24 protein-coding genes and 2 tRNA genes are annotated in these 24,266 nt (G+C 68.7%); 13 read left to right on the forward strand and 13 right to left on the reverse strand.

All coding sequences use genetic code 11. The features are described from left to right. The first annotated feature begins 14 nt into the window (after positions 1 to 14). Positions 15 to 1,679 (forward strand): DNA repair protein RecN, encoded by a 1,665-nt coding sequence (gene recN / locus ABLE43_RS09175; protein ID WP_348978191.1) that lies wholly within the window; start codon positions 15 to 17, stop codon positions 1,677 to 1,679. Continuing rightward, a complete protein-coding gene (locus ABLE43_RS09180) occupies positions 1,676 to 1,990 on the forward strand; it encodes a hypothetical protein (RefSeq protein WP_348978192.1) in 315 nt (104 codons plus the stop codon). The genes recN and ABLE43_RS09180 overlap by 4 nt, the downstream gene beginning before the upstream one ends. 133 nt (positions 1,991 to 2,123) lie before the next feature. Here ABLE43_RS09180 and ABLE43_RS09185 read toward each other — a convergent pair whose 3' ends face one another. Both ABLE43_RS09185 and ABLE43_RS09190 read right to left on the reverse strand, forming a co-directional pair. Continuing rightward, positions 2,124 to 2,831 (reverse strand): DNA helicase, encoded by a 708-nt coding sequence (locus ABLE43_RS09185; protein ID WP_348978193.1) that lies wholly within the window; start codon positions 2,829 to 2,831, stop codon positions 2,124 to 2,126. 366 nt (positions 2,832 to 3,197) lie between these two features. Further along, positions 3,198 to 3,842 (reverse strand): DNA-3-methyladenine glycosylase family protein, encoded by a 645-nt coding sequence (locus tag ABLE43_RS09190; RefSeq protein WP_348978194.1) that lies wholly within the window; start codon positions 3,840 to 3,842, stop codon positions 3,198 to 3,200. Positions 3,843 to 3,907: 65 nt separating this feature from the next. Between ABLE43_RS09190 and ABLE43_RS09195 the strand changes: the two genes are divergently transcribed. Then, on the forward strand, positions 3,908 to 4,225 hold the full coding sequence (locus ABLE43_RS09195; protein ID WP_348978195.1) for a 2Fe-2S iron-sulfur cluster-binding protein: 318 nt from the start codon (positions 3,908 to 3,910) through the stop codon (positions 4,223 to 4,225). Between the two features lie 170 nt (positions 4,226 to 4,395). Here the strand turns inward: ABLE43_RS09195 and rlmB are convergent, their stop codons facing one another. Further along, complete coding sequence (gene rlmB / locus ABLE43_RS09200; RefSeq protein WP_348978196.1) at positions 4,396 to 5,145, reverse strand: 23S rRNA (guanosine(2251)-2'-O)-methyltransferase RlmB; 750 nt, start codon at positions 5,143 to 5,145, stop codon at positions 4,396 to 4,398. A 1-nt stretch (position 5,146) separates the two neighbouring features. Continuing rightward, positions 5,147 to 6,760, reverse strand: a complete 1,614-nt coding sequence (locus tag ABLE43_RS09205) for a M20/M25/M40 family metallo-hydrolase (protein WP_348978197.1) — start codon at positions 6,758 to 6,760, stop codon at positions 5,147 to 5,149. Between the two features lie 118 nt (positions 6,761 to 6,878). On the opposite strand from ABLE43_RS09205, the gene ABLE43_RS09210 reads away from it, so the two are divergent. The 3 genes from ABLE43_RS09210 to ABLE43_RS09220 all read left to right on the forward strand — a co-directional run bounded on the left by ABLE43_RS09210 (position 6,879) and on the right by ABLE43_RS09220 (position 8,067). Beyond that, positions 6,879 to 6,965 (forward strand) — tRNA-Tyr (locus ABLE43_RS09210). A 47-nt stretch (positions 6,966 to 7,012) separates the two neighbouring features. Then, entirely contained in the window at positions 7,013 to 7,333 is a 321-nt protein-coding gene (locus tag ABLE43_RS09215) for a YnfA family protein (RefSeq protein WP_348978198.1), read from the forward strand. A 17-nt stretch (positions 7,334 to 7,350) separates the two neighbouring features. Further along, the gene (locus tag ABLE43_RS09220; protein WP_348978199.1) at positions 7,351 to 8,067 is read left to right on the forward strand and encodes a hypothetical protein; all 717 of its coding nucleotides are present in this window, start codon (positions 7,351 to 7,353) and stop codon (positions 8,065 to 8,067) included. Positions 8,068 to 8,075: 8 nt separating this feature from the next. On the opposite strand, the gene ABLE43_RS09225 is transcribed toward ABLE43_RS09220, so the two are convergent. Beyond that, a tRNA-Gly gene (locus ABLE43_RS09225) sits at positions 8,076 to 8,149 on the reverse strand. Between the two features lie 131 nt (positions 8,150 to 8,280). Here ABLE43_RS09225 and ABLE43_RS09230 point away from each other — a divergent pair. The 5 genes from ABLE43_RS09230 (at position 8,281) to ABLE43_RS09250 (ending at position 14,137) form a co-directional block, all read left to right on the forward strand. Further along, positions 8,281 to 9,609, forward strand: coding sequence for a cation:proton antiporter (locus ABLE43_RS09230; protein ID WP_348978296.1), 1,329 nt, complete (start codon positions 8,281 to 8,283; stop codon positions 9,607 to 9,609). Between the two features lie 42 nt (positions 9,610 to 9,651). Then, on the forward strand, positions 9,652 to 10,986 hold the full coding sequence (gene hisS, locus ABLE43_RS09235) for a histidine--tRNA ligase (protein ID WP_348978200.1): 1,335 nt from the start codon (positions 9,652 to 9,654) through the stop codon (positions 10,984 to 10,986). Beyond that, on the forward strand, positions 10,983 to 12,053 hold the full coding sequence (prfA, locus tag ABLE43_RS09240) for a peptide chain release factor 1 (protein WP_348978201.1): 1,071 nt from the start codon (positions 10,983 to 10,985) through the stop codon (positions 12,051 to 12,053). Before hisS ends, prfA begins: the two co-directional genes overlap by 4 nt. 228 nt (positions 12,054 to 12,281) lie before the next feature. Next, the gene (prmC, locus tag ABLE43_RS09245) at positions 12,282 to 13,100 is read left to right on the forward strand and encodes a peptide chain release factor N(5)-glutamine methyltransferase (protein WP_348978202.1); all 819 of its coding nucleotides are present in this window, start codon (positions 12,282 to 12,284) and stop codon (positions 13,098 to 13,100) included. Between the two features lie 245 nt (positions 13,101 to 13,345). Further along, positions 13,346 to 14,137: a DUF4167 domain-containing protein gene (locus ABLE43_RS09250; protein WP_348978203.1), complete on the forward strand. Its 792-nt coding sequence runs from the start codon at positions 13,346 to 13,348 to the stop codon at positions 14,135 to 14,137. A gap of 260 nt (positions 14,138 to 14,397) precedes the next feature. Here ABLE43_RS09250 and lpdA read toward each other — a convergent pair whose 3' ends face one another. From lpdA to mdh, 7 genes are all read right to left on the reverse strand, one after another. Next, complete coding sequence (lpdA, locus tag ABLE43_RS09255; protein ID WP_348978204.1) at positions 14,398 to 15,798, reverse strand: dihydrolipoyl dehydrogenase; 1,401 nt, start codon at positions 15,796 to 15,798, stop codon at positions 14,398 to 14,400. Between the two features lie 15 nt (positions 15,799 to 15,813). Continuing rightward, complete coding sequence (locus tag ABLE43_RS09260; RefSeq protein WP_348978205.1) at positions 15,814 to 16,311, reverse strand: DUF1877 family protein; 498 nt, start codon at positions 16,309 to 16,311, stop codon at positions 15,814 to 15,816. A gap of 16 nt (positions 16,312 to 16,327) precedes the next feature. Continuing rightward, on the reverse strand, positions 16,328 to 17,578 hold the full coding sequence (odhB, locus tag ABLE43_RS09265) for a 2-oxoglutarate dehydrogenase complex dihydrolipoyllysine-residue succinyltransferase (RefSeq protein ID WP_348978206.1): 1,251 nt from the start codon (positions 17,576 to 17,578) through the stop codon (positions 16,328 to 16,330). A 39-nt stretch (positions 17,579 to 17,617) separates the two neighbouring features. Further along, on the reverse strand, positions 17,618 to 20,581 hold the full coding sequence (locus tag ABLE43_RS09270; protein ID WP_348978207.1) for a 2-oxoglutarate dehydrogenase E1 component: 2,964 nt from the start codon (positions 20,579 to 20,581) through the stop codon (positions 17,618 to 17,620). Positions 20,582 to 20,659: 78 nt separating this feature from the next. Then, entirely contained in the window at positions 20,660 to 21,544 is an 885-nt protein-coding gene (gene sucD, locus ABLE43_RS09275) for a succinate--CoA ligase subunit alpha (protein WP_348978208.1), read from the reverse strand. Positions 21,545 to 21,582: 38 nt separating this feature from the next. Next, complete coding sequence (locus ABLE43_RS09280; RefSeq protein WP_348978209.1) at positions 21,583 to 21,870, reverse strand: GIY-YIG nuclease family protein; 288 nt, start codon at positions 21,868 to 21,870, stop codon at positions 21,583 to 21,585. Between the two features lie 103 nt (positions 21,871 to 21,973). Next, positions 21,974 to 22,936: a malate dehydrogenase gene (mdh, locus tag ABLE43_RS09285; RefSeq protein ID WP_348978210.1), complete on the reverse strand. Its 963-nt coding sequence runs from the start codon at positions 22,934 to 22,936 to the stop codon at positions 21,974 to 21,976. A gap of 303 nt (positions 22,937 to 23,239) precedes the next feature. Between mdh and ABLE43_RS09290 the strand changes: the two genes are divergently transcribed. Both ABLE43_RS09290 and ABLE43_RS09295 read left to right on the forward strand, forming a co-directional pair. Then, on the forward strand, positions 23,240 to 23,521 hold the full coding sequence (locus ABLE43_RS09290; RefSeq protein WP_348978211.1) for an ETC complex I subunit: 282 nt from the start codon (positions 23,240 to 23,242) through the stop codon (positions 23,519 to 23,521). Next, a complete protein-coding gene (locus tag ABLE43_RS09295; RefSeq protein ID WP_348978212.1) occupies positions 23,518 to 23,925 on the forward strand; it encodes a DUF2147 domain-containing protein in 408 nt (135 codons plus the stop codon). Before ABLE43_RS09290 ends, ABLE43_RS09295 begins: the two co-directional genes overlap by 4 nt. Here ABLE43_RS09295 and ABLE43_RS09300 read toward each other — a convergent pair whose 3' ends face one another. Next, the gene (locus ABLE43_RS09300) at positions 23,926 to 24,189 is read right to left on the reverse strand and encodes a hypothetical protein (RefSeq protein WP_348978213.1); all 264 of its coding nucleotides are present in this window, start codon (positions 24,187 to 24,189) and stop codon (positions 23,926 to 23,928) included. It abuts the gene before it with no gap. Between the last annotated feature and the right edge of the window lie 77 nt (positions 24,190 to 24,266).

Consider the following 24,266-nt stretch of genomic DNA (forward strand, 5'->3'; position numbering starts at 1 on the left):
AGGGTGGCGGCGTCATGCTGACCGCCCTTTCCATCCGCGACGTGGTGCTGATCGAGGCCCTGGACCTCGACTTCGCGCACGGCCTTGGCGTGCTCACCGGGGAAACCGGGGCGGGCAAGTCGATCCTGCTCGATGCGCTGGGACTGGCGCTCGGCAGCCGGGGCGACAGCGCGCTGGTGCGCCATGGCGCGAAACAGGCGGCGGTGACCGCCACCTTCGCCGCGCCGGTGCCCGGCGGGCCGGTCGCGCGGCTGTTCGACGACAACGCGCTCGACCTCGAACCCGGCGAGCCGCTCATCATCCGCCGCATCGTGAAGGCCGACGGCGGCAGCCGCGGCTTCGTCAACGACCAGCCCGCCTCCGCCGGGCTGCTGCGTGATCTCGCGCCGCATCTGGTCGAGATCCACGGCCAGCACGACGATCGCGGGCTGCTCAATCCGCGCGGCCACCGCGCACTGCTCGACGGCTTCGCACAGGTCGACACCCAGCCGCTGGCCGTCGCCTATCGCGAATGGCGCGCGGCGGAAGCGGCGCTGGCCGCCGCACAGGCCGATATCGAGGTGGCGCAGCGCGACCGCGAATGGCTCGAACACGCCGTCGCCGAACTGACGGCGCTCAACCCCGAACCCGGCGAGGAGGCGACGCTCGCCGAACGCCGCCGCGAGATGCAGCGCGCGGAGAAGATCGCGGGCGACCTGACCCAGGTCGACGACCGGATCGAGGGCTCGCACGGCGCGCTGGCGGTGCTGCGCCAGGCGGCACGCGGGCTTGAGCGCATCGCCGAGGCGCATCCGGCGCTGGGCGATTCGCTGGCGGCGATCGATCGCGCGCTGATCGAGGTGGAAGCCGCCGCCGCCGCGCTGCGCGACGCGAGCGAGGCGCTGGTGTTCGATGCCGCCGCGCTGGAGGAGGATGAGGCCCGGCTGTTCGCGCTGCGCGGGGCGGCGCGCAAGCACCGGGTCCAGCCCGACGATCTGGCGGCGCTCGCCGCCGACCTCGCCGGACGCCTGACGCTGCTCGAATCGAGCGAAGCCGGGATCGGCGCGCTGGAGGCACGGGTGGCGAAGGCGCGCGAAACCTATGTGAAGCGCGCCGACCGGGTGAGCGCCGCGCGCATCGCCGCCGCCAAGCGGCTCGACAAGGCGGTGGCGGGCGAGCTCGATCCGCTGAAGCTGGGCGCGGCGAAGTTCCGCAGCGTCGTCGCGCCGCTCGACCCATCGGGCTGGTCGGCGGCGGGACGCGACCGGGTGGAGTTCGAGATTTCGACCAACCCCGGCGCGCCCTTCGCGCCGCTCGCCAAGATCGCGTCCGGCGGCGAGCTGTCGCGCTTCATCCTCGCGCTGAAGGTCGCGCTGGCGGAGGAAGGCGGTGCGGCGACGATGATCTTCGACGAGATCGATCGCGGCGTCGGCGGCGCGGTCGCCTCCGCGATCGGCGAGCGGCTGGCGCGCCTCGCCATGGCGAAGCAGCTGCTGGTCGTCACCCACAGTCCGCAGGTCGCGGCACGGGGCGCGCGCCACCTGCTGATCGCCAAGCGCCACGACGGCACCGTCACCCGCACCGGCGTGCGGCCCCTCGACCACGCCGAACGCCGCGAGGAGATCGCGCGGATGCTGTCGGGTGCCGAGATCACCGACGAGGCGCGGGCGCAGGCGGTGCGGCTGATCGAACCGGCATGACCGCGCCGCCGCGCACGCCCGACGGCCGCTACATCGTGGTGGACGGGGTGTTGTGGCGCGCGACCCGGCCCGACCTGCCGGAGGCGGAACGCGAGGCGCTGGTGAAGGCGCTGATGGACGCGCGCCGCGCCGTCGCGGCGGGCAAGCGGGCGGAGGACGATGCCGCCGTGGCAGCGGCTCGCCGCGCGGTCGATGCCGCCAAGGTGGCGCTGGGCGAGCGCGGCGAGCCATGGTGGGACGACGGCGCGCCCGACCATAACCGCCGCAAGGTGGTAAACACGCCCTATGCGGACTGGTGGGCCGGGCGGTAGCGCAGCGCGGCCCCTACCTCCACCCGTTCGCTTCGAGTAGGGATCGAGCCTGTCGAGAGCCCGTATCGAGAAGGAGCCCCGACCCGGGGGCGACCCTTCGATCATCGATCGGACTCTCGACCGGCAGCAACGGCTACACCGGCGCGGTCGCCTGCATCCCCATCCTCCCGCCGTGCAGGAAACACGCCTTGGAGAACATCCCCGGTGGTATCGCATTGGGAAGGCGGACATCGGCCATGCCCGGCAGCGGGCGGCGTGCCGCATCGAATCCGCGCTCGATCTGCGACAGGAACGTAAGGATGACGCCGCTGCCCTGCGCAAACCGCGCGAGCCGCGCCAGCTGCTCGCCCAGCACCGGCGTGCGGCGCTGCTGGTCGAGGATCTGGAGATAGTCGATCACCCCGATGCTGCCGCGCGGCGCATCCATCAGGTGGCGGACGATGCAGTCGGCATCGATGTCGTCACCTGCGACGATCTCCGGTGCATGGTCGCCACCGCCCAGCGACCGCAGCCGGTGCCGCGCCTCACGCTCGGTGATTTCCCGCGTGAAGAAGACGCTCCGCCGTCCGTCGCGGGTACCGTCGACCAGCAGCTGCAATCCCAGCATCGTCTTGCCCTGTCCGGGCCGCGCGCCGAGCAGCAGCATGTCCCCCTCGCTCAGCTCGGGCAGCAGCGAGGCGGGCGGCGATGCCGCCCCGGCCTGCGCCGACAATGCGCTCCACGAACGGAATCCCTCGCTGCGGGCGATATCGTCCAGTGCTTGGTGCAACGGCACGCGGGTTTCGCGGGCGATCGATCGGGCGCGGCGCTTCAGGAAATGGATCGGTGCGGATAACGGCATGGTGGAACCTCCATCCGGGCTGTTGCCGCAATCCCTCCTAATGCGAACGCCCGGCCGAATGGTCCGATGATCCCGATCGCCCTGCATGTTCGATACTTCCCCGGTCGGAGGGGGGAGGCGCGGGCCACGCCTGTCGACGATCGTATCGCGTGGCGCAGCCGACGGCAACGGCTGTCCTACACGCGATTGCCGTGCCATGCTGTGCATCGGGGACGATCTGCCCGGGCACGGCTGCCGACGGCTGGACCTGCACAAAACCAACGCCGTTAGTGTAAAGTTTGTAAACTTCGGCCCCGCTGCGGGCGAAGCCCGCGTCGTCGGACGGCGCTTTGCGCGCCGCCGGCCGGACGCGCCGGTTGCGGCGCGTCAGATCGCGCTGTTGCTCGCCGCCTGCGCCGCCGGATCGAACATATAATGGTGCCATGCGAACACCGTCGCGGCGCTGCGATGCGGGCGCCACTTCTCGGCCAGCGTGCGGATGTCCCTCTCGCTCGGCCGCTCGGGGAGCCCCAGGATGCGCCCGACCTGCACCTGCACCGCCAGGTCGCCCGCGGGCCAGATGTCGGTGCGCCCTTCCGCGAACAGCAGGTAGATCTCCGCCGACCAGCGCCCGATCCCCTTGACCCGCACCAGCGCCGCGATCGCCGCCTCGTCGTCCTCCGGCAGATGGGTGAGGTCGAGCCGCCCGCTCGTCACCTCCTCGGCAAGGCTGCGGGCATAGGACGCCTTCTGCCGCGACAGCCCCGCCGCGCGCAGCGCCTCGTCGCTGGCCGCGAGGATGCGCGCCGGATCGGTCGCGTCACCCAGCATCGCCTCCAGCTTGCGCCACACCGAATCGGCCGCCTTGTAGCTCACCTGCTGCCCGACGATCGTGCGCAGCAGCGTCGCATAGCCGCGCTCGCGGATGCGGGGTTCCGGGTATCCGGCATAGCCGAGCGCCACGCCGAACGCCGGCTCGATGACAGCCAATGCGTCGAGCGAGGCGCGCAACTGTTCGGCGGAAAGCCCCATGACCCTGTGTCCCTTGCAAAGCGGCGGAGGCTCCCGCATGTCGCGCGGCGACTGGAGAAATCAAGATGCCCAAGCTGATCGTCGTCGACCGCGCCGGGACCGAACATGCGCTCGAGGGCGAGGCGGGCCTGTCGGTGATGGAGGTGGTCAAGGACCACGGCTTCCCCGAGATGCTGGCGATCTGCGGCGGCTGCTGTTCGTGCGCCACCTGTCACGTCCATGTCGATCCGGCGTTTCTCGACCGGCTGCCGCCGATGCGCCGCGACGAGGACGACCTGCTCGATTCGGTCGACGACCGCGATGCGACCTCGCGGCTGGCGTGCCAGATTCCGTTCGAGGAGGCGCTGGACGGGTTGCGGGTGACGATCGCCGCCGAGGAATAGAGACGAAGCAGCGAGAAGCTGGTTCGCACTATTCCCGGCGCGGCTGGCGGGCATCGCCCGTCCGACGGCATGGGCTTTGCCCATGACGCGCTCGGGGCAAAGGCGTTCTCGATACGGGCTCTCGACTGCGCTCGATCCCTACCCGAACCGAACGGGATGGGGGACGAACCTCACCCCCCGTGCGTCGCCACCGCATACAGCGCGATCGCCGCCGCGTTCGACACGTTCAGGCTCTCGACCCGGTCGGAGATCGGCAGCTTGGCGAGGATGTCGCAATGCGCCTCGGTGTTCTGGCGCATCCCCTCGCCCTCCGCGCCCACGACCAGCGCGACCCGCTTCGGCCCCAGCGCTTGCGACAGCAGCGTGTCGGTATGGCCGGTCAGCCCGACCCGCCAATACCCTGCGTCGCCCAGTTCGACCAGCGCGCGCGACAGGTTGACGACGCGCACCCACGGCACGCTCTCCAGCGCGCCCGATGCCGACCGCGCGACCGTGCCCGATTCGGGCGGGGCGTGCCGGTCCTGCGTCACGATGCCGAGGCAGTCGAACGCCGCCGCCGAACGCAGGATCGCGCCGACATTGTGCGGATCGGTCACCTGGTCGAGCAGCAGGATCGGGCGGTCGTCGTCGCGTCCCTGTTCGATCAGGTCGGCGAGCCAGATATCCTCCAGCGGATCGGCCTCCACTACGATGCCCTGGTGCGGCGCGTCGGCGGGAACCAGCCGCGCGAGGTCCGCCGCCTCGGCATAGACCACCGGCACGCCCTCGGGCAGGACCAGCTGCGCGCCCATCTCGTGCGTGCACCAGATTTTGCGGATGCGCCGCTCGGGATTGTCGAGCGCGGCGAAGGCGGCGTGGCGGCCCCAGAAACGCGGGCGTTGCGGCGACGCCTTGCTCGGGCGGTGTCCTTTGCGGGCCATGTCAGTCTTTCTCGGGGATCGCGTATGGGTCGGTCGGAACCGGCTGGGTGGGGAGCGGCGGGCGGGGCAGTGCCTTGTCGGCGTTGGCGGCGCTCAGCAGCAGCGACGCGAGGATGATCGCGTTCTGCCGCATGTCCGGCCCCTTGATGTGATCGAAGGTGTCGATGCTCGTATGGTGCAACCGGCTGCCATAGTCGAGCGGGTCCTGAATGAACTGATAGCCCTGCAGGCCGACCGACTGGAAGAAATAATGGTCGGTCGATCCGGTACGGCGGTTGGCGACCGTCGTCGCACCCATCGATGCGAAGGGGCTGAGCCATTCGCGCAGGGTCGGCACGGCGGCGACGTTGTTCTCGGCGTTGATCCCGCGAATCCTGCCCGATCCGTTGTCGATGTTGAAATACGCGGTCATCGCGTCATAGCCGGGCTGCTTCGTGATCGGGAAGCGGTTGGTCCAGCCATAGAAGCGCGCCAAGCCGCCGTCCCGGCCAGCCGCCGGTTCGGGGCGGGTGGCGATATGCTTCTCGACATAGGCGAGGCTGCCGAGCAGCCCCTGTTCCTCGGCGTTCCACAGCGCGAAGCGGATGGTGCGCTTCGGCCGGACCTTCAGCGCGGAGAGGATACGCGCCGCCTCCATCACCACCGCGGTGCCCGCCGCATTGTCGACCGCGCCGTCGCCCGCGACCCAGCTGTCGAAATGCGCGCCCGCCATGACATAGCCTGCCTTGGGATCGGTGCCGGGCAGATCGGCGAGGATGTTGTAGGCGGTGGGATCGCTGTCGTCGAAGCGGACGGCGGTGTCGATCTCCAGCGTCGGGGCGGGGCCGCTGACCGCGAGACGGGCGAGGCGGCGGTAATCCTCCGCCGCGATCTCGATCGCCGGAACGGCGGGCGCGACCGCGCGGGTGAAGAGATAGCCCGATCCGTGGAGCAGCTTGCCGTCGCGCGACGACATGGTGGCCATCGCCACCGCCGCTTCGCTCTTGAGGAACGCATCGAGCTTGCGCGCGAAGTCGAGCCGCCTGGCGCGACGATCGGTGTCGGCGGGGTCGTATTCGGGCTCGCGCCAGCTGTCCGCCTTGGCGAGGTCCTCGGCAGTAAGGCGACGAAAGGCGGGCTCGGTCGGCTCGGACCCGGTGCCCGGACGCGACACCATCACCACCTTGCCGCGCAGTTTCCCGCGCCAGTCGGCGAAATCCTTCTCGTCCGCGATCGGCGCGACGATCACCGGCGCGGTCACGGGGCCGCCCGTGCCCGGCGTCCAGGCGATGGGAATCGCGGTCAGCGTGATGGCACGGGGGCTCACCATCCGCACGTTCGACCGCTCGATCGTCCAGCCGCGCCCGAACTCGAACCCCTCGGCGGTGGTGGTCAGCCCCCATTCGCGGAACTTCGCCTGGGTCCAGCGTTCCGCCTCGCGCATCTGCGGCGAATTGGGCAGCCGCCCGCCGATGCGGTCGGTCAGATGCTCGGCGATCGGCATCACCTGGGTCCGGGTGGTGCCTTCGTCGATGATGCGGTTCACCGCGTCGCGATCGACGCTTTGGGCTGCGAGGGGGGCAGCGATCAGGCAGGTGGCGAGCAGGATGGGGCGCAAGGGCAGGGTTCCGTCCATAAAAAGGATGGCGGCGACGCTAAGTTGCCCGGGAATGTGGCGCAAGCCGTTGACAGCGCCGCGCAGGGACGGCAAGGGGCGCGCTCGCTTGAACGGCTGGCCCGTTCAGGTGGCGGCTGGACAGGTGGCCGAGTGGTTAAAGGCAGCAGACTGTAAATCTGCCCGGGTTTCCCGTACGCTGGTTCGAATCCAGCCCTGTCCACCACCGCCCGCGCACTTGGCGCGGCGGTGCTTACGCCCGGAGCGGCACGCATGCCGACCCCCATCCTCTTCCTCCTTGCCGCGCTGCTGGAAATCGCCGGATGCTTTGCGTTCTGGAGCTGGTGGCGGCTGGATCGTTCGGCGTGGTGGCTGGTGCCGGGCATGGCGGCGCTCGCCGGGTTCGCATGGGTCTTGGCGCATAGCGACACCGGCGGCGCGGGGCGGGCCTATGCGGCCTATGGCGGCATCTATGTGCTTTGCGCGGTCCTGTGGGGCTGGGCGGTCGAGGGGATCGTGCCGGACCGGTTCGACCTTACCGGCGCGGCGCTGTGCGTCGGCGGATGCGGCGTGATAGTGTTCGCGCCGCGATAGGTAGGGGGGGGAAGCGGATGATCTGGACGATGGTGCTGCCGGTGCTCGCCGCGCAGGTCTGCCCGGTCCTGCCCCAGAAAATTCCGGTGACGATCACCGCGCTTGCGCCCGCCGCGATCGGTGCGGTGGCCGATCCGCGGGACGCGGCGGTGCAGCGGGTCGGACCGTTCGTCTATCAGGGCAACGGCATCGTCATCCGCTCGGGTGACCGGCGCTTCGCGGACCTCGTGCTCCACCCGCGCTTCGACCTCGAACACCGGTGCGGCAATCCGGTATTCCCCCCGTCGCCGTGGATTGCGCCGCGCACCGGACCGATCCCCGGCGCAATGGAGGTACAGGCGATTCCCGCCGGTCGTGTCCGGGAGGGGCATCGCGGCGCGACCGGCGCACAACGCCTCGGCATCCGCCCGGTACTGGCCGGGCATGTCGCCGGACCGAGTTGGCCCGTGTTCACGGGCCGGGACACCATGTTTCTCGGGCTGATGTATCCGACCGGCAAGCCCCGGGAGAGCCGGCTGGTCGCCTTCCGCAACGAGCCGGGTGCCACGCCCGCGGTGTCGCTGGCGATCATTCCGATGCGGTTGCAGGTAGTGAACGTCATCCCCGGCATGCACGAGCCGGCCAGTTATCTCTATCTTGCCGCACTGGCCCCGACGGAGATGGTACAGATTACCCTGCGCATGGACGCCGCCGCCGAATTGGCGGTCGAGGCGATGCTGAACGCACGGGAATAGGGGGCGGCTGGAGCGGGTAACGGGAATCGAACCCGTGTATTCAGCTTGGAAGGCTGCTGCACTACCATTGTGCTATACCCGCCCGCGCGAAACCTGCCTGTGCCACGATGCGGCGCGTCCGGTCAACCACCGACGAACGTCGCTTTGCAGACCCGTGCGTATCGCGTTATTCCGCAACCATAGTTTGCCGGGGAGGGCGTGTTGCTGAACGAGATGGTCGCGGCGTTGCGCGACGTGCTGAACCCGCACGGCCCTGCCGTCGCCGCCGCGACGAGCTTCGCGCCGTCCGACTATTCGATCCACTTCTTCCTGCAACTGGCGGTGATCCTGCTGGCATGCCGCGTGGTCGGCTGGGCCGGGCAGCGGTTCCTCGGCCAGCCGCAGGTGGTGGGCGAGATGGTGGCGGGGGTGATCCTCGGCCCCTCGCTGCTGGGGCTGCTGCTGCCCGATCTCCAGGCGGCGATCTTTCCCAAGGAGACGCGCGGCGTGCTCTATGCCGGCGCGCAGCTGGGCGTCGGGCTCTACATGTTCCTCGTCGGGCTGACGCTCCGGCTCGACCATTTCCGGACCAAGGCGAAGAGCGCGGCGATGGTGTCGGCGGCGGGGATCGCGGTGCCGTTCGTGCTGGCGGGGCTGGTCACGCCGCTGTTGCTCAAGGTGCCGGGGCTGTTCGCCGAGGGCATCTCCACCGGCAGCGCCACGCTGTTCATGGGCGCGTGCATCGCGCTCACCGCCTTTCCGATGCTGGCGCGGATCATCAACGAACGCGGCCTTGCCGACACCGCGCTCGGCACGCTGTCGCTGACTGCGGGCGCGTTCGATGATGCGGTGTCGTGGTGCGTGCTGGCGATCGTGCTGGCGACATTCGGCGCGGGGCCGGGCATCGCGGTGCTCGCGATCGGCGGGGCGCTGCTCTACGCGCTGTTCCTGATCCTGTTCGGGCGGCGGCTGCTCAGCCCGCTCGGCCGTGCGGTCGAGGCGCGGGGCGAGATGAGCATGACCGTGCTGTCGATCACGCTGGCGCTGTTCTGCCTGTCGGCGTTCTTCATGGACGCGATCGGTATCCACGCGATCTTCGGCGGGTTCATCCTCGGCGTGTTCATGCCGCGCGGGCTGTTCGTCACCGAGCTGAAGCGCAAGGTCGAGCCGCTGGCGGTCGTGCTGCTGCTGCCGATGTTCTTCACCTATTCGGGGCTGAACACGCGGATGGACACGGTCGATTCGGGGCTGCTGCTCCTGATCGCGCTCGGCGTGCTGGCGGTGTCGATCCTCGCCAAGTTCGGCGCATGCTGGGCGGCGGCACGGCTGGCGGGCGAGGATAACCGCACCGCGCTCGGCATCGGCGCGCTGATGAATTCGCGCGGGCTGATGGAGCTCATCATCATCAACATCGGGTTGCAGAAGGGGATCATCGGCCCGACCCTCTTCGCGATGCTCGTGCTGATGGCGATCGTGACCACGGTGATGGCGACCCCGCTGTTCGAGGCGGTGTACGGTCGCAAGGCGCGGGCGAGCGGCGAGCTGGGCGGGGTGCCGGCGTAAACGCTGGCATTCGGCTTCGGGACACCATAAATCGCGCGCGCAATGGCAAAGATCACCACCCCGCGCCCCGTCCGGGGCACCCAGGACATCTTCGGCGATTTCGAGCGGCGCTTCACCCATGTCGCCGAGACGTTCGAGCGCGTGCGCCGCCTCTACTGCTTCAGCCGTGTCGAGGTGCCGGTGTTCGAATCGACCGCGGTCTTCGCGCGGTCGCTGGGCGAGACGACCGATGTCGTGTCGAAGGAGATGTATTCCTTCGAGGATCGCGGCGGCGATTCGCTGACGCTGCGCCCCGAATTCACCGCCGGCATCGCCCGTGCGTACCTGACCGAAGGGTGGCAGCAATATGCGCCGCTGAAGCTCGCGACGCACGGCCCGGTGTTCCGCTACGAGCGCCCGCAGAAGGGCCGCTATCGCCAGTTCCACCAGATCGACGCCGAGGTGATCGGCGCGGCCGAGCCGATGGCCGATGTCGAGCTGCTGGCGATGGCCGACCAGCTGCTCTACGAACTGGGCATCACCGAGGGCGTGACGCTGCAACTCAACACGCTGGGCGACGCGGCGACGCGCGATGCGTGGCGCAGCGCGCTGGTCGAGCATTTCGAGGGACATCGCGCGGAACTGTCGGAGGACAGCCTCAAGCGGCTCGACAAGAACCCGATGCGGATTCTCGATTCCAAGGACCCGCGCGACCGGCCGATCGCCGATTCGGCACCGGGCATCGATGCATATCTGACGGCGGAGGCAGCGGACTTCTTCGCGAGCGTGACCGGCGGCCTCGACGCGGCGGGGGTCAAGTGGACCCGCAACGACCGGCTGGTGCGCGGGCTCGACTATTACCGCCACACCGCGTTCGAGTTCGTCACCGACCGATTGGGCGCGCAGGGGACCGTGCTGGCGGGCGGGCGCTATGACGGGCTGATCGAATCGCTCGGCGGCCCGGCGACGCCCGGCGTGGGCTGGGCGGCGGGGATCGAGCGGCTGGCGATGTTGCTGGAGGAGCCGAAGGTTCCAAGCTTGTTTGCCGTCGTCGTGCCGGTTGGTGCAGCAGCCGAACGTGCCGGGCAAAAGATCACGGCGGACCTGCGCCGGACGGGGCTGCGGATCGACATGGCGTATCGTGGCAATATGAAGCGTCGAATGGCGAAGGCAAATGCTGACACCGCCGAATATGCGATCATCCTTGGCGACGATGAACTCGCGCGGGGCGAAGTGGCAGTGAAGAATCTCCGTAGCGGAGAACAGCAGGTCGTTCCGTTGAATCTGTTGCGTTCGAGGATGTGGTCGCAGTTCATGGCGGACGACAATCCCGATGTAACGGATTTGGTGAGCTTCGATGAAAACGGCACCGTCGTTGTGGAGCCGTTCGGAAGATGACCATCGCCCCCGAACGCATCGCCCAGATCGAGGCGCGACGCGACGAGCTTGCCGCGCAGATGGCGACCGGCGACCTGCCCGGCGACCGCTTCGTCGCGGTGTCGAAGGAATATGCCGAACTGGAACCGGTCGCGCAGGCGGCGGGCGAGGTGCGGCGGCTGCGCGCCGAGAGCGAGAGCCTGACCTACATGACGCAGGACGCCGACGACGACCTGCGCGCGATGGCGATCGAGGAACTGCACAGCAACCGTGCCGCGCTCGAATCGGCGGAGCGGGCGCTTGCCCTCGCGCTGCTGCCGCGCGATGCGGCGGACGAGCGCGCGGCGATGCTCGAAATCCGCGCGGGCACCGGCGGCGACGAGGCGGCGCTGTTCGCGGGCGACCTGTTCCGCATGTACCAGCGCTATGCCGACACGCGCGGCTGGCGGATCGAGTTGATCTCGGCATCGGTGTCGGACGCAGGCGGCTACAAGGAAGTCGTCGCCAGCGTGACCGGCGCAGGGGTGTTCGCGCGCCTCAAGTTCGAGAGCGGCGTCCACCGCGTGCAGCGCGTCCCCGCGACCGAAAGCGGCGGGCGCATCCACACCAGCGCCGCGACCGTCGCCGTCCTTCCGGAAGCGGAGGAGGTCGACGTGCAGATCGACGACAAGGACCTGCGCATCGACGTGTACCGGTCGTCAGGGCCGGGCGGGCAATCGGTCAACACCACCGACTCGGCGGTGCGCATCACCCACCTTCCCACCGGCCTCGTCGTGATCCAGCAGGACGAGAAGTCGCAGCACAAGAACAAGGCAAAGGCGCTGAAGGTGCTGCGTACCCGCCTGTACGAGGCGGAACGCGCGCGCCTCGCCGACGAACGCGCGGGCACGCGGCGCTCGATGGTCGGATCGGGCGACCGGTCGGAGCGCATCCGCACCTATAATTTCCCGCAGGGGCGCGTGACCGACCACCGCATCAACCTGACGCTGCACCGCCTGCCCGAGATCCTCGAGGGCGAGATGGACGAACTGCTCGGCGCGCTGATCGCGCAGGACGAGGCGGAGCGGCTGGCGACGCTGGATGGATGAGGCGGCAGGCAGAAGGAAGATGGTTCGCGCCGAGGCGCGGAGGCGCGGAGGGGGTGTGCCGGGGCATAACGATCGCGCAGCGATCTATCGTGCTGCCCGTAGCAGCGATGCGATGCAGCACCTGACGGCGCGAGACGCCGCGCCGAACGCAACCCCTCCGCGCCTCCGCGCCTCTGCGCGAATTCTACCTTCTGCTGTCTCCGCGTCTCCGCACCTCCGCGTGCACCTATGATTACGCTGCGCCACGCCCTCACGCAGGCGACGGCCCGCATCGCTGATGTCTCCGACTCGCCGAGACTCGACGCCGAACTGCTCGCTGCCCATGCGCTGGGCATCCCGCGCGAGGAGATGTTGCTCGGCCGCCTCGACGATCCCGTGCCGCCTGGGTTCGCCGCGCTGGTCGAGCGGCGGCTGACCCATGAACCGGTCGCCTATATCACCGGCACCCGTGCCTTCTGGACGATCGACCTGAAAGTCGGCCCCGGCGCCCTCGTCCCGCGTGCCGACAGCGAGACGCTGGTCGAGGCCGCCGTCGCCCATTTCGCCGGCCGCGCGCCGGCGCGCATCCTCGACCTCGGCACCGGACCCGGCACGCTGCTGCTCGCCGCGCTGGCGGAGTGGGCGCAGGCGAGCGGCCTCGGCATCGATGCGTCGGCGGCGGCGCTCGGCTATGCCCGCGCCAATGCGGCGGCGCTGGGGTGCGCGGATCGGGTGGAATGGCGGCAGGGCGACTGGACGCAGGGGATCGACGAACGCTTCGACCTGATCCTCGCCAACCCGCCCTATATCGGCACCGGCGAATCGCTGCCGCACGAGGTCGCGGGCCATGAACCGCCGGGCGCGCTGTTCGCCGGGGCCGACGGCCTCGACGACTATCGTCGGATCGTGCCCGACCTGCCGCGCCTGCTGGCACAGGGCGGCATCGCCGCGATCGAGATCGGCCATCGCCAAGGTGATGCCGTCGCCGCGCTGGTCGAGGCCGCCGGGCTGCCCGCGCGGCTGGTGCGCGATCTGGGGCAACGGCCCCGCTGCATCGTCGCGGGTTGATCGACGGCCACGTCCTCCCCATCTTTCCGCTTGGAGAAGGCCCGCGCACTCGCTAAGACCTGCGACGGGGCAGCACCATCGACCATGTCGTTGATCGCGGGCAGGGCTCCTTCCATCGTCATGTGCGCCGCCTCTGTATCACGCGGCCGTGGCAGGCGGACGGTGCCTTGACGCACCGCCTCGCGGATTTGCTCGCATCCGGGATCGCGAGATCGACGGACAGGTAAGGACAGGACAACCAACCCTTGATGAACAATCGTCAGGCCGGCCGCCGTCGCGGTCGCGGTGGCCAGCGTCAGCCGGGAAGCGGCGGCGGCAATCCGCGCGACAACGGCAATCGCATCGACAATCGCGCCCGCGGCAACGCCGCGCAGCTGCTCGAGAAGTACAAGAACCTTGCCGCCGACGCGCAGCGTGCGGGCGACCGGGTGAACACCGAATATTATCTCCAGTTCGCCGACCATTATTTCCGCGTGCTCGAGGCGGGCCGGTCGCGGGTCGAGGAACAGCAGCGCCGCGTGCGCGACGACTTCGACGGTGCCGACGACGAGGAATATGAGTTCGACGGCGAGGGCGGCGACGCCCAGCCGCAGGAGCGCGGCAACCGCGACGACCGCCAGCGCGACGACCGTGGCCCGCGTGAAGAGCGTCAGCCGCGCGCCCAGCGCGACGAGCGTGCCCCTCGCGAGGAACGTGCCGCCCGCGAGGATCGCCCGCAGCGCGACCGTCCGCGCCGCGACACGCCGCGCAACGCGCCCAGCGTCGGCGAAGTCCGCGCGGTGGAGGGCGAGATCGGCACGCAGGAGCAGGTGACGCCCGAACCCGTCGCCGCCGAACCGGTCGAGGCCAAGCCGACCCGCCGCCGTACCCCGCGTGCGCGCGTCGAGGCGGCACCCGCCGCCGCGCCCGAAGCCGCACCGTCGATCGAGGCCGATCGCCTGCCGCCCGCGCTGTCGGCGGGGGATGTCGCCGAAGCACCGCGCCGCCGCCGCCGCGTGGCGCGCACCGAGGAAGAGGTCGTGCCGCCCGCGGCGTGACGACCCGCCTGCCGGACCGTTATCGAGCGGCCCGTACCGTCCTCAGGGGTGGTGCGGGCCGTTCTTCTGCCGGCGCCTGGTACGATGGGATGGACCAAGCCCTTTCCCGTTCGTGTCGAGCGCAGTCGAGGCATGGTGGGGAGCGCCCGCGGCACGTCCCGCGACGTCGCTCGGGACCGACGGGACGGCTCCTGCAACGCAAGCGGGGCAGGATACGTCGCCGTACCCCGCCCCGCCGTTGTTCGACCGACGGCCGCGCGTCAGATGTGGATCGGCTTGCCCTGCACCGCCATCGCCGCTTCCTTCAGCGCCTCGGCATGGGTCGGGTGCGCGTGGCAGGTATAGGCGATGTCCTCGCTGGTAGCGCCGAATTCCATCGCCTGCGCCGCCTGCGCGATCATCGTGCCGGCGAGCGACGAGACGATCCATACGCCCACCACCCGGTCGGTCCTGGCATCGGCGATGACCTTCACGAAGCCATCGGTGTCGCGATTGGTCTTGGCGCGGCTGTTGGCGGCGAAGGGGAACTTGCCGACCTTCACCTCGCCCGCTTCCCTGGCTGCCTCTTCGGTCAGGCCGACGCCCGCGATCTCGGGCATGGTGTAGACGACGCTGGGGATCACGGCATGGTTCACGATGCCGGTCTGCCCGGCGATGAACTCGGCCACCGCGACGCCTTCGTCCTCGGCCTTGTGCGCGAGCATCGGCCCGTGCACCACGTCGCCGATCGCCCAGATGCCGTCGACGCTGGTGCGGAACTCGTCGTCGATGTCCACCTGCCCGCGCTGGTTGACGCCGAGGCCTGCCTTGTCGAGCGCCAGCCCCTCGGTATTCGCGCGACGGCCGATCGACACCAGCACCGCGTCCGCCGTGATCGTGGTCGCCTCACCACCCGCCGCCGGTTCGATCGTGAGGGTAGCGGTGCCGCCGTCGACGCTCGCACCGGTCACCTTGGTCGAGGTCTTGAGGTCCATGCCCTGCTTCTTGAACAGCTTGGCCGATTCCTTGCGGACCTCGCCGTCGAAGCCCGGCAGGATCTGGTCGGCATATTCGACCACCGTGACCTTGGCGCCCAGGCGACGCCACACGCTGCCGAGTTCGAGGCCGATCACGCCGCCGCCGATCACCACCAGATGCTCGGGCACCTTGGGCAGCGCCAGCGCGCCGGTCGAATCGACGATCACCGCCGCGTCATTGTCCACCTGCACGCCCGGCAGCGGCATCACCGACGAGCCGGTCGCGATCACGATGTCGCGCGCGGTGACGGTGCGCTCGCCGACCTTCACCGAATGGTCGTTCTCGAACGCGGCATAGCCCTTGAGCCATTCGACCTTGTTCTTCTTGAACAGATATTCGATGCCGCCGGTCAGCTCGCCGACCGCCTTCTTCTTCTCGGCATGCATCTGCTCGAGATTGAGGCGCGCCCCGTCCAGCTCGATGCCGAACTTGGCGAGCGCGCCGTGGGCGGCTTCCTCATAGATTTCGGAGGCGTGCAGCAGCGCCTTGGACGGGATGCACCCGACGTTCAGGCAGGTGCCGCCCAGCGTCTCGCGCCCCTCGGCACAGGCCACCTTCAGGCCCAGCTGCGCCGCACGGATCGCCGCGACATAGCCGCCGGGACCGGCACCGATCACCAGAACGTCGAAATCATAATCAGCCATCGTCTTCATCCCGTCCTAGTCGTTGTGGGCGATCACGCGGATCGCGCCGTCGCCGGTACGGCGGCATTGTGCCGCAAATTGTCGGAGGGCCGGAACCCCCTGCATCACATAATCGAGCGCGTCGGCACCCCGGAGGGCGTCCGCCTGGTAGACATCGGCCTTCGCCATCGCCTTCGGCGCGAACCGGCGAGCCAGCGCCGCATCGTCCTGCGCGTCGAGCGCATCGGCGAAAGCCAGCATCCGATCGGGCGCGATCAGGCCGATGCCGCCCTCGCCATGCTCGTCGGCCCCCAGTTCGGGCAGCGCGGCGATGATGATCCCGAGCGGATGTCCCACATCCTCCGCCGATCCGGTCAGCAGGTAATGGAGCGCATGCCATGCCTCGCCGAGGTCGAGGAAGTCGAGATTCTCGACCCCCTCCTCGAACAGGAAATCCTCGAACACCGACGGGTCGGCGATCAGCCGGTCGAGGTCGGCATCGCCGGCCCGCCGCAGATAGATCACCATGCCCATCGGTGCCCGCCGTTCCTTACAGGTCGATCAGCAGGCGCGTCGGGTCCTCGATCGCGTTCTTCAGCGCGACGAGGAAGGTCACCGCCTCGCGACCGTCGATCAGCCGGTGGTCGTAGCTGAGCGCAAGGTACATCATCGGACGCACCACGACCTGTCCGTTGCGGACGACGGGGCGTTCCTCGATGCGGTGCAGGCCCAGCACCGCCGACTGCGGCGGGTTGACGATCGGGGTCGACATCAGCGAGCCGAACACGCCGCCGTTCGAGATGGTGAAGGTGCCGCCCTTCATCTCGTCTATCTTCAGCGTGCCGTCCTTCGCGCGCTTGCCGAAGTCGCCGATGGTCTTCTCGACCTGCGCGACCGACATCTTGTCGGCATCGCGGATCACCGGCACGACCAGACCCTGCGGCGCGCTGACCGCGACCGAGATGTCGGCATAGTCGTGATAGACGATCTCGTCGCCCTGGATCTGCGCGTTGACCGCCGGAATGTCCTTCAGGGCCATCGTCGCGGCCTTCACGAAGAAGCCCATGAAGCCCAGCCGTACGCCGTGCTTCTTCTCGAACAGGTCCTTGTACTTGGCGCGCGCCTCGATCACCGCCGTCATGTCCACGTCGTTGAAGGTGGTGAGCAGCGCGGCGGTATCCTGCGCTTCCTTGAGGCGACGGGCGATCGTCTGGCGCAGGCGGGTCATCTTGACCCGTTCCTCGGCGCGGGCCGGGGCGGCGCTGGCGGCGGGGGCGGCCGCCGGGGCGGCGGCGGCAGGCGCGGCGGCGGCCGACTTGTCACCGGCGGCGGCGATCACGTCTTCCTTGGTGATGCGCCCGTCGCGGCCGGTGCCCTTGACCTTGGCAGGATCGACGCCGTGCTCGAGGATCGCGCGGCGCACCGACGGCGACAGCGCGGCGGCATCGACGCTCTCGCCACCTGCCGGAGCCTGTTGCGCCAGGGCCGGGGCGGCGGCGGGGGCCGGAGCCGGTGCGGCGTCCGCCTTCGGCGCTTCGGCCTTGGGGGCGGCGGCGGCACCGTCGCCGCTCTCGATCGTCGCGATCATCGCGCCGACCGACACGGTGTCGCCCGGCTGCACCGCATGCGCGCCCATCACGCCCGCGACCGGGGCGGGCACTTCGACCGACACCTTGTCGGTTTCGAGGCTGGCGATCGGCTCGTCGGCTGCGACCGCCTCGCCGGGCTTCTTCAGCCATTCGCCGAGCGTCGCTTCGGTGATCGATTCGCCCAGCGTGGGGACCAGAACTTCGGTTGCCATCGGATTTTCCTCATCTCCCCCGTGGGGGCAATAACACGGTTAGGATGCGGCCTTGCCGGTGGCGCGATCGCCCTCGGACTGGCGGGTGCGGCGGATTTCGTCGCGGACGTTATGGCCGAGCGCATCGGCGACCAGCGCACCCTGCTCGGCCTGGTGGCGCTTCATCAGTCCGGTGGCGGGCGATGCCGCCGCCGCCCGGCCCGCATAGCGGGCACGCGCGACCGGCGCCCCGGCCTCGGCCAGCGCTTCCTCGATCGCGGGTTCGACGAGGAACCACGAACCGTTGTTCTTCGGCTCCTCCTGCGCCCACACCACGTCGGTCAGGTTCGGCAGCCGCTTCAGCCGTTCGACCAGCGCGTCGGTCGGGAAGGGATAGATCTGCTCGACGCGCACGATCTGGGTCGTGGTGTCGCCCGCCGCGTCACGTGCCTCGATCAGGTCGAACGCGACCTTGCCCGAACACAGCACGAGGCGCGTCGTATCCTGGTCCGCCGGGGCCGACGGATCGGACAGCAGCCGCTTGAAGTGGGTGGTGCCGAGGAACTCCTCCGCCCTGGACGTGGCCAGCTTGTGCCGCAGCAGCGACTTGGGCGTCATGATGACCAGGGGCTTGCGGAAGTTGCGGTGCATCTGGCGACGCAGCAGGTGGAACAGGTTGGCAGGCGAGGTGACGTTCGCCACCTGCATATTGTCGCCCGCGCACAGCTGGAGGAAGCGTTCGAGACGCGCCGAGCTGTGCTCCGGTCCCTGGCCCTCATAGCCGTGCGGCAGCATCATCACGAGGCCGTTGGCGCGCAGCCACTTGGCCTCGCCCGCGGCGATGAACTGGTCGATCATGATCTGCGCGCCGTTGGCGAAATCGCCGAACTGCGCCTCCCAGATCACCAGCGCCTTGGGGTCCGCCAGCGCATAGCCGTACTCGAAGCCGAGCACGCCATATTCGGACAGCGGGCTGTCGAGCACCTCGAAGTTGCCGTGCTCGATCGTCTTCAAGGGCACGTATTTGTGCTCGTCGGTCTGGTCGACCCACACCGCATGCCGCTGCGAGAAGGTGCCGCGGCCCGAATCCTGTCCCGACAGGCGCACCCCGAACCCTTCGGACAGCAGCGAGCCGAACGCCAGCGCCTCGCCGGTCGCCCAGTCGATGCCTTCGCCGCTGGCGAACATCGCCCGCTTGGCGTCGAGCACGCGCGACAGCGTCTTGTGGATCTGGATGCCTTCGGGAACCGTGGTCAGCGTGCGGCCGAGCGATTCGAAGAGCTTGGGCGCGATGCCGGTCTCGACCGAGCGGCGCGAGCCTTCCGGGTCCATCGGCGCATGCAGCCCCGACCAGCGCCCGGCGAACCAGTCGGCCCGGTTGGGCTTGTAGCTCTTGGCCGCATCGAACTCGCTCTCCAGATGCTGGGTGAACTCGTTCGTCTTGGCGGCGACGAAGCCGTCGTCGATCACGCCTTCTTGCGCAAGCCGCTTGCCGTAGATCTCGCTGACGCCGGGATGGCCCTTGATCTTGGCGTACATCAGCGGCTGGGTGAAGCCCGGCTCGTCGCCCTCGTTATGGCCGAAGCGGCGATAGCACCACATGTCGACCACCACGTCGCGGTGGAACTTCTGGCGGAACTCGATCGCCATCTTGGTGGCGAAGGTCACGGCCTCGGGATCGTCGCCGTTGACGTGGAAGATCGGCGCCTGCACGCCCTTCGCCACGTCCGACGGATAGGGCGACGAGCGCGCGAACTGCGGGCTGGTGGTGAAGCCGACCTGGTTGTTGATGATGAAGTGGACGCAGCCGCCGGTGTTATAGCCGCGGATGCCGGAGAAGCCGAGGCACTCCCATACGATCCCCTGCCCCGCGAACGCGGCGTCGCCGTGGATCAGCACCGGCAGCACCTGTTCGTGCGTCTCGAGGTCGCTGCGGAAGGTCTGCTGCGCGCGCACCTTGCCCAGCACCACCGGGTTCACCGCCTCGAGGTGGCTGGGGTTGGCGACCAGCGACATGTGCACCGACACGTCGTCGAAGCTGCGGTCGGTCGAGGTACCAAGGTGGTACTTCACGTCGCCCGAACCGCCGATGTCGTCGGGGTTGGCGCTGCCGCCCGCGAATTCATGGAACAGCACGCGGAACGGCTTGGCCATCACGTTGGTCAGCACGTTCAGGCGACCGCGGTGCGCCATGCCGTACACGATCTCGCGCACGCCCATCTGGCCGCCGTATTTGATGACCGCTTCGAGCGCCGGGATCATCGATTCACCGCCGTCGAGGCCGAAGCGCTTCGTGCCGACGTACTTGCGGCCGAGGAACTTCTCCCACTGCTCGGCCTCGATGACCTTGCTCAGGATCGCCTTCTTGCCGTCGGGCGTGAACTGGATCGCCTTGTCGCGGCCCTCCATCCGGTCCTGCAGGAACTTGCGCTCCTCCACGTCCGCGATGTGCATGTACTCGAGGCCGACGTTGCCGCAGTAGTTGGCGCGCAGGATGTCGACGATCTCGCGCACGGTCGCCCATTCGAGGCCGAGCGTGCCGCCGAGGTACACCGGCGTATCGATCTCGGCATCCGAGAAGCCGTGATATTCGGTGCGCAGGTCCTCGGGCAGGTCACGCCGGGCGAGACCCAGCGGATCGAGATTGGCGGCAAGGTGCCCGCGCACGCGATAGGTGCGGATCAGCAACTGCGCGCGGATCGCTTGCGCGGCCGCCTTGGCGATATCGACCTTGGGTGCTGCCGGAGCCGCCGCCGCCGCGGGCTTGCCGCCGCCCTTGGCGGGCCTGGGCGCCGGTTCCATCTGCGTCGGGTCGAGCGCGGCGGTGAGCGCATCGGTGTCGGTCAGCGGCCAGCGCTTGTTCGTCCAGCTCGGCTGCTGCGTCGCGCCCTCCAGCCCCTCGAACCAGTGGCGCCAGCCCGCATCGACCGAGGAGGGGTCCTCGCGGTAGCGACCATAGAGCGTTTCCACGAATGCCGGGCTGACGCCGGCGGCGATGTCGAAATCCTGGCCTTCGTAGCCCATGGTCGTTTCCCGTCCGCTTTTGCCCGGTCGAACCGGGCAGGTGCCCCGCGCATCATACCGGCGCGGGGCGGGTAGAGTTTAGCCGTTCAGCACTTCGAGCAGGGTCGAGCCGAGTTCGCTGGGCGAGGCGGCAACCTTGATGCCCGCCGCTTCCATCGCCGCGATCTTGCTCTCGGCGTCGCCCTTGCCGCCCGACACGATCGCACCGGCATGGCCCATGCGACGGCCCGGAGGCGCGGTGCGGCCCGCGATGAAGCCCGCCATCGGCTTCTTGCGCCCGCGCTTCGCCTCGTCGATCAGGAACTGCGCGGCCTGCTCCTCGGCGTCGCCGCCGATCTCGCCGATCATGATGATCGACTGGGTGGCCTCGTCCGCGAGGAACAGCTCGAGCACGTCGATGAAGTTGGTGCCGTTGACCGGATCGCCGCCGATGCCGACCGCGGTGGTCTGGCCCAGCCCTGCGTTCGAGGTCTGGAACACCGCCTCATAGGTGAGCGTGCCCGAGCGCGAGACGACGCCGACGCTGCCCTGCTTGAAGATGCTGCCCGGCATGATGCCGATCTTGCATTCGCCCGGCGTCAGCACGCCGGGGCAGTTCGGGCCGATCAGCCGCGACTTGGAGCCCGACAGCGCGCGCTTCACCTTGACCATGTCGAGTACCGGAATGCCTTCGGTGATCGCGACGATCAGCGGAATCTCGGCATCGATCGCCTCGAGGATCGAATCGGCGGCGAAGGGCGGCGGCACATAGATGACCGAGGCGTCGGCACCGGTCTTGCTCTTGGCTTCGGCGACGGTGTTGAACACTGGCAGGCCCAGATGCTCGGTCCCGCCCTTGCCCGGCGTCACGCCGCCGACCATCTGCGTGCCATAGTCCAGCGCCGCCTTGGTATGGAAGCTGCCGGTTTCGCCGGTCATGCCCTGGGTGATGACCTTGGTGTTCTTGTTGACGAGGATGCTCATCTTCGGTTCCCTTGCTACTCCGTCTGGCGGAGCCAAAATCAGGTCAGCCGGGCGAACAGGTCGTTCCAGCCGGGATTGGTTTCTTCGATCAGCCGCAACTTCCAGTCGCGGTTCCATTTCTTGATCCGGCGTTCACGAAGGCGGGCCTCCTGCAGATCGTCATGGCATTCGTACCAGACCAGAAGCGTACAATCGTGTTCGCGGGTAAATCCTTCGATGGTTCGGTTGCGGTGCTGATGAATACGCTGGATCAGATTACTGGTCGAACCTGTGTATATCGTTCCGTTACGGCGGCTGGCGACGATGTAGACATATCCGGCCTTCATCCGTCGCTCCTGTCGTATCCCCGCGCAGGCGGGGATCCAGAGCCGCAGACGCCGCGCGCCGTTACCCTGGACCCCCGCCTCCGCGGGGGTACGGCATCAACTGTTACGCGAGGCTGCCGTCGATCCCCTTGCAGGCGACGAGCAGTTCCTTGACCGCGTCGACCGACACCTGGAGGTTGCCCTTGGCCTCGTCCGACAGCTTGACCTCGACGACCTTCTCGACGCCGCCCGCGCCGATCACCACCGGCACGCCGACATACAGGTCGTCGATGCCGTATTCGCCCGACAGGTGCGCCGCGGCGGGCAGGATGCGCTTCTGGTCGTAGAGATACGCCTCGGCCATCGCGATGCCGCTGGTCGCGGGCGCGTAGTACGCCGAGCCGGTCTTGAGCAGCGCGACGATCTCGCCGCCGCCGCCGCGGGTGCGCTTCACGATCTCGTCGACCTTTTCCCTGGTCGAGAAGCCCATCTCGATCAGGTCGCTGACCGGGATGCCGCTGACCGTCGAATATTCGAGGACCGGCACCATCGTATCGCCGTGGCCGCCGAGCACGAAGGTGTTCACGTCCTTCACCGAGACGCCGAACTCGTCCGCGAGGAAGTGCGAGAAGCGCGCGCTGTCGAGCACGCCCGCCATGCCGACGACCTTGTTGTGCGGCAGGCCGCTGAACTCGCGCAGCGCCCATACCATCGCGTCGAGCGGGTTGGTGATGCAGATGACGAAGGCGTCGGGGGCGTTAGCCTTGATGCCTTCGCCGACGGCCTTCATGACCTTCAGGTTGATGCCGAGCAGGTCGTCGCGGCTCATGCCCGGCTTGCGCGCGACACCGGCGGTGACGATGATGACGTCCGCGCCTGCGATATCGGCATAGTCGTTGCTGCCGGTGATCGTCGCGTCGAAGCCCTCGACGGGGCCGCACTGCGACAGGTCGAGCGCCTTGCCCTGGGGCACGCCTTCCACGACGTCGAACAGGACGATGTCGCCCAGCCCCTTGAGGGCCGCGAGATGGGCGAGCGTGCCGCCGATGTTGCCGGCGCCGATCAGCGCGATCTTCTTGCGAGCCAAGATTCTCTCTCCGTGCAGTCAGGTGCGCGGTCCTGCCGCGACGCCGGGGGCTTTATGCCTTTTCGCGCACACAAACAAGAGGAAAGCGACCATTAATGATAACCAGTCGCAACAGCAATAAGCGGCGGGAACGGCGGTATTGCGTGCAGATGGACTGCCGGATCGAATGGCAGGACGGTTCGCGGCGCAATTCGATCCCCTGCGGCGGGCATTTTGCACCGGGGTACCCTGCGACTCCTGCTGGCATGACGCCCGTGCTTTGCTATGCAGGCGGCAATCGCTTCGACATCCAAGGTTCGCTTCATGCCCAACGCCCGCATCTATCAATATCCCAAGAACGCGATGCAGTCCGGCCGCGCCAAGACGCAGTTGTGGATGCTCGAGTTCGAGCCGACCGAGCCGAAGGAGGCCGATCCGCTGACCGGCTGGGCCGGATCGGGCGACACGCGCGATCAGGTGAAGCTGAAGTTCCCCACCCTCGACGCCGCGACCGACTATGCCAGGCGCGAGGGCATCGACTATCACGTCGTGCCCGCGCCGGAGCGCAAGCTGAAGCTTCAGGCCTACGCCGACAACTTCAAATGAGGGCGCTGCTCGCTGCCGCGGCGCTGCTCGGCGCGCTTCCCGCGGTGGCGGCGACGCCGATCGCCGGGCGCTATGTCACCGCGGACGGATCGGGCGTGATCGAGATCGGCCGCTGCGGTGCGACCGTGTGCGGTCGGCTGGTGCGTATCCTCAAGGCCGCGCCGAATGCGGCGAGGACCGACGTGAACAACGGCGACCCCGCGCTGCGCTCGCGCCCTATCCTGGGGATGCCGATCCTCACCGGCTTCACCGACGCGGGCAAGGACTGGCGCGGGCGGATCTACGACCCCCGCAACGGCAAGACCTACAAGTCGATCGTGTCGCGCGAAGCCGACGGGACGCTCAAGGTGCAGGGGTGCATCGCGTTCTTCTGCCAGACGCAGGTGTGGAAGCCGGCGGGGTAGTCAGATACCGCCCATCGCGCCGCCGACGATCGAAACGACGATCCAGGACGTTGGCAGCAATATGCAGGTCATGACGAGCGCTGCACCGGAACGATTGCACGACAGGGCGATCAGCAGGGCGGGGCCGAACATCCACAAGATGTTCCAGATACCCGGCCGAAGGTGGAGCACGACCGCGAGATAGGTGAGCGTGGCTGTCGATAGCGCGGTCGCCAGTATCTGCGTGGCATACCGATGTTTCGGGAGAGTCGTGGCTGTCGGCATCGGTCGATACTATCGTGACGCAAGCCGAGCGTCAGTCGGTTTTGGCATTTGATCTTGCGCATGGAAAAGGCCGGGAA

Origin of the sequence: Sphingomonas silueang (assembly GCF_040049155.1) — a bacterium.
GTDB lineage: Bacteria > Pseudomonadota > Alphaproteobacteria > Sphingomonadales > Sphingomonadaceae > Sphingomonas > Sphingomonas silueang.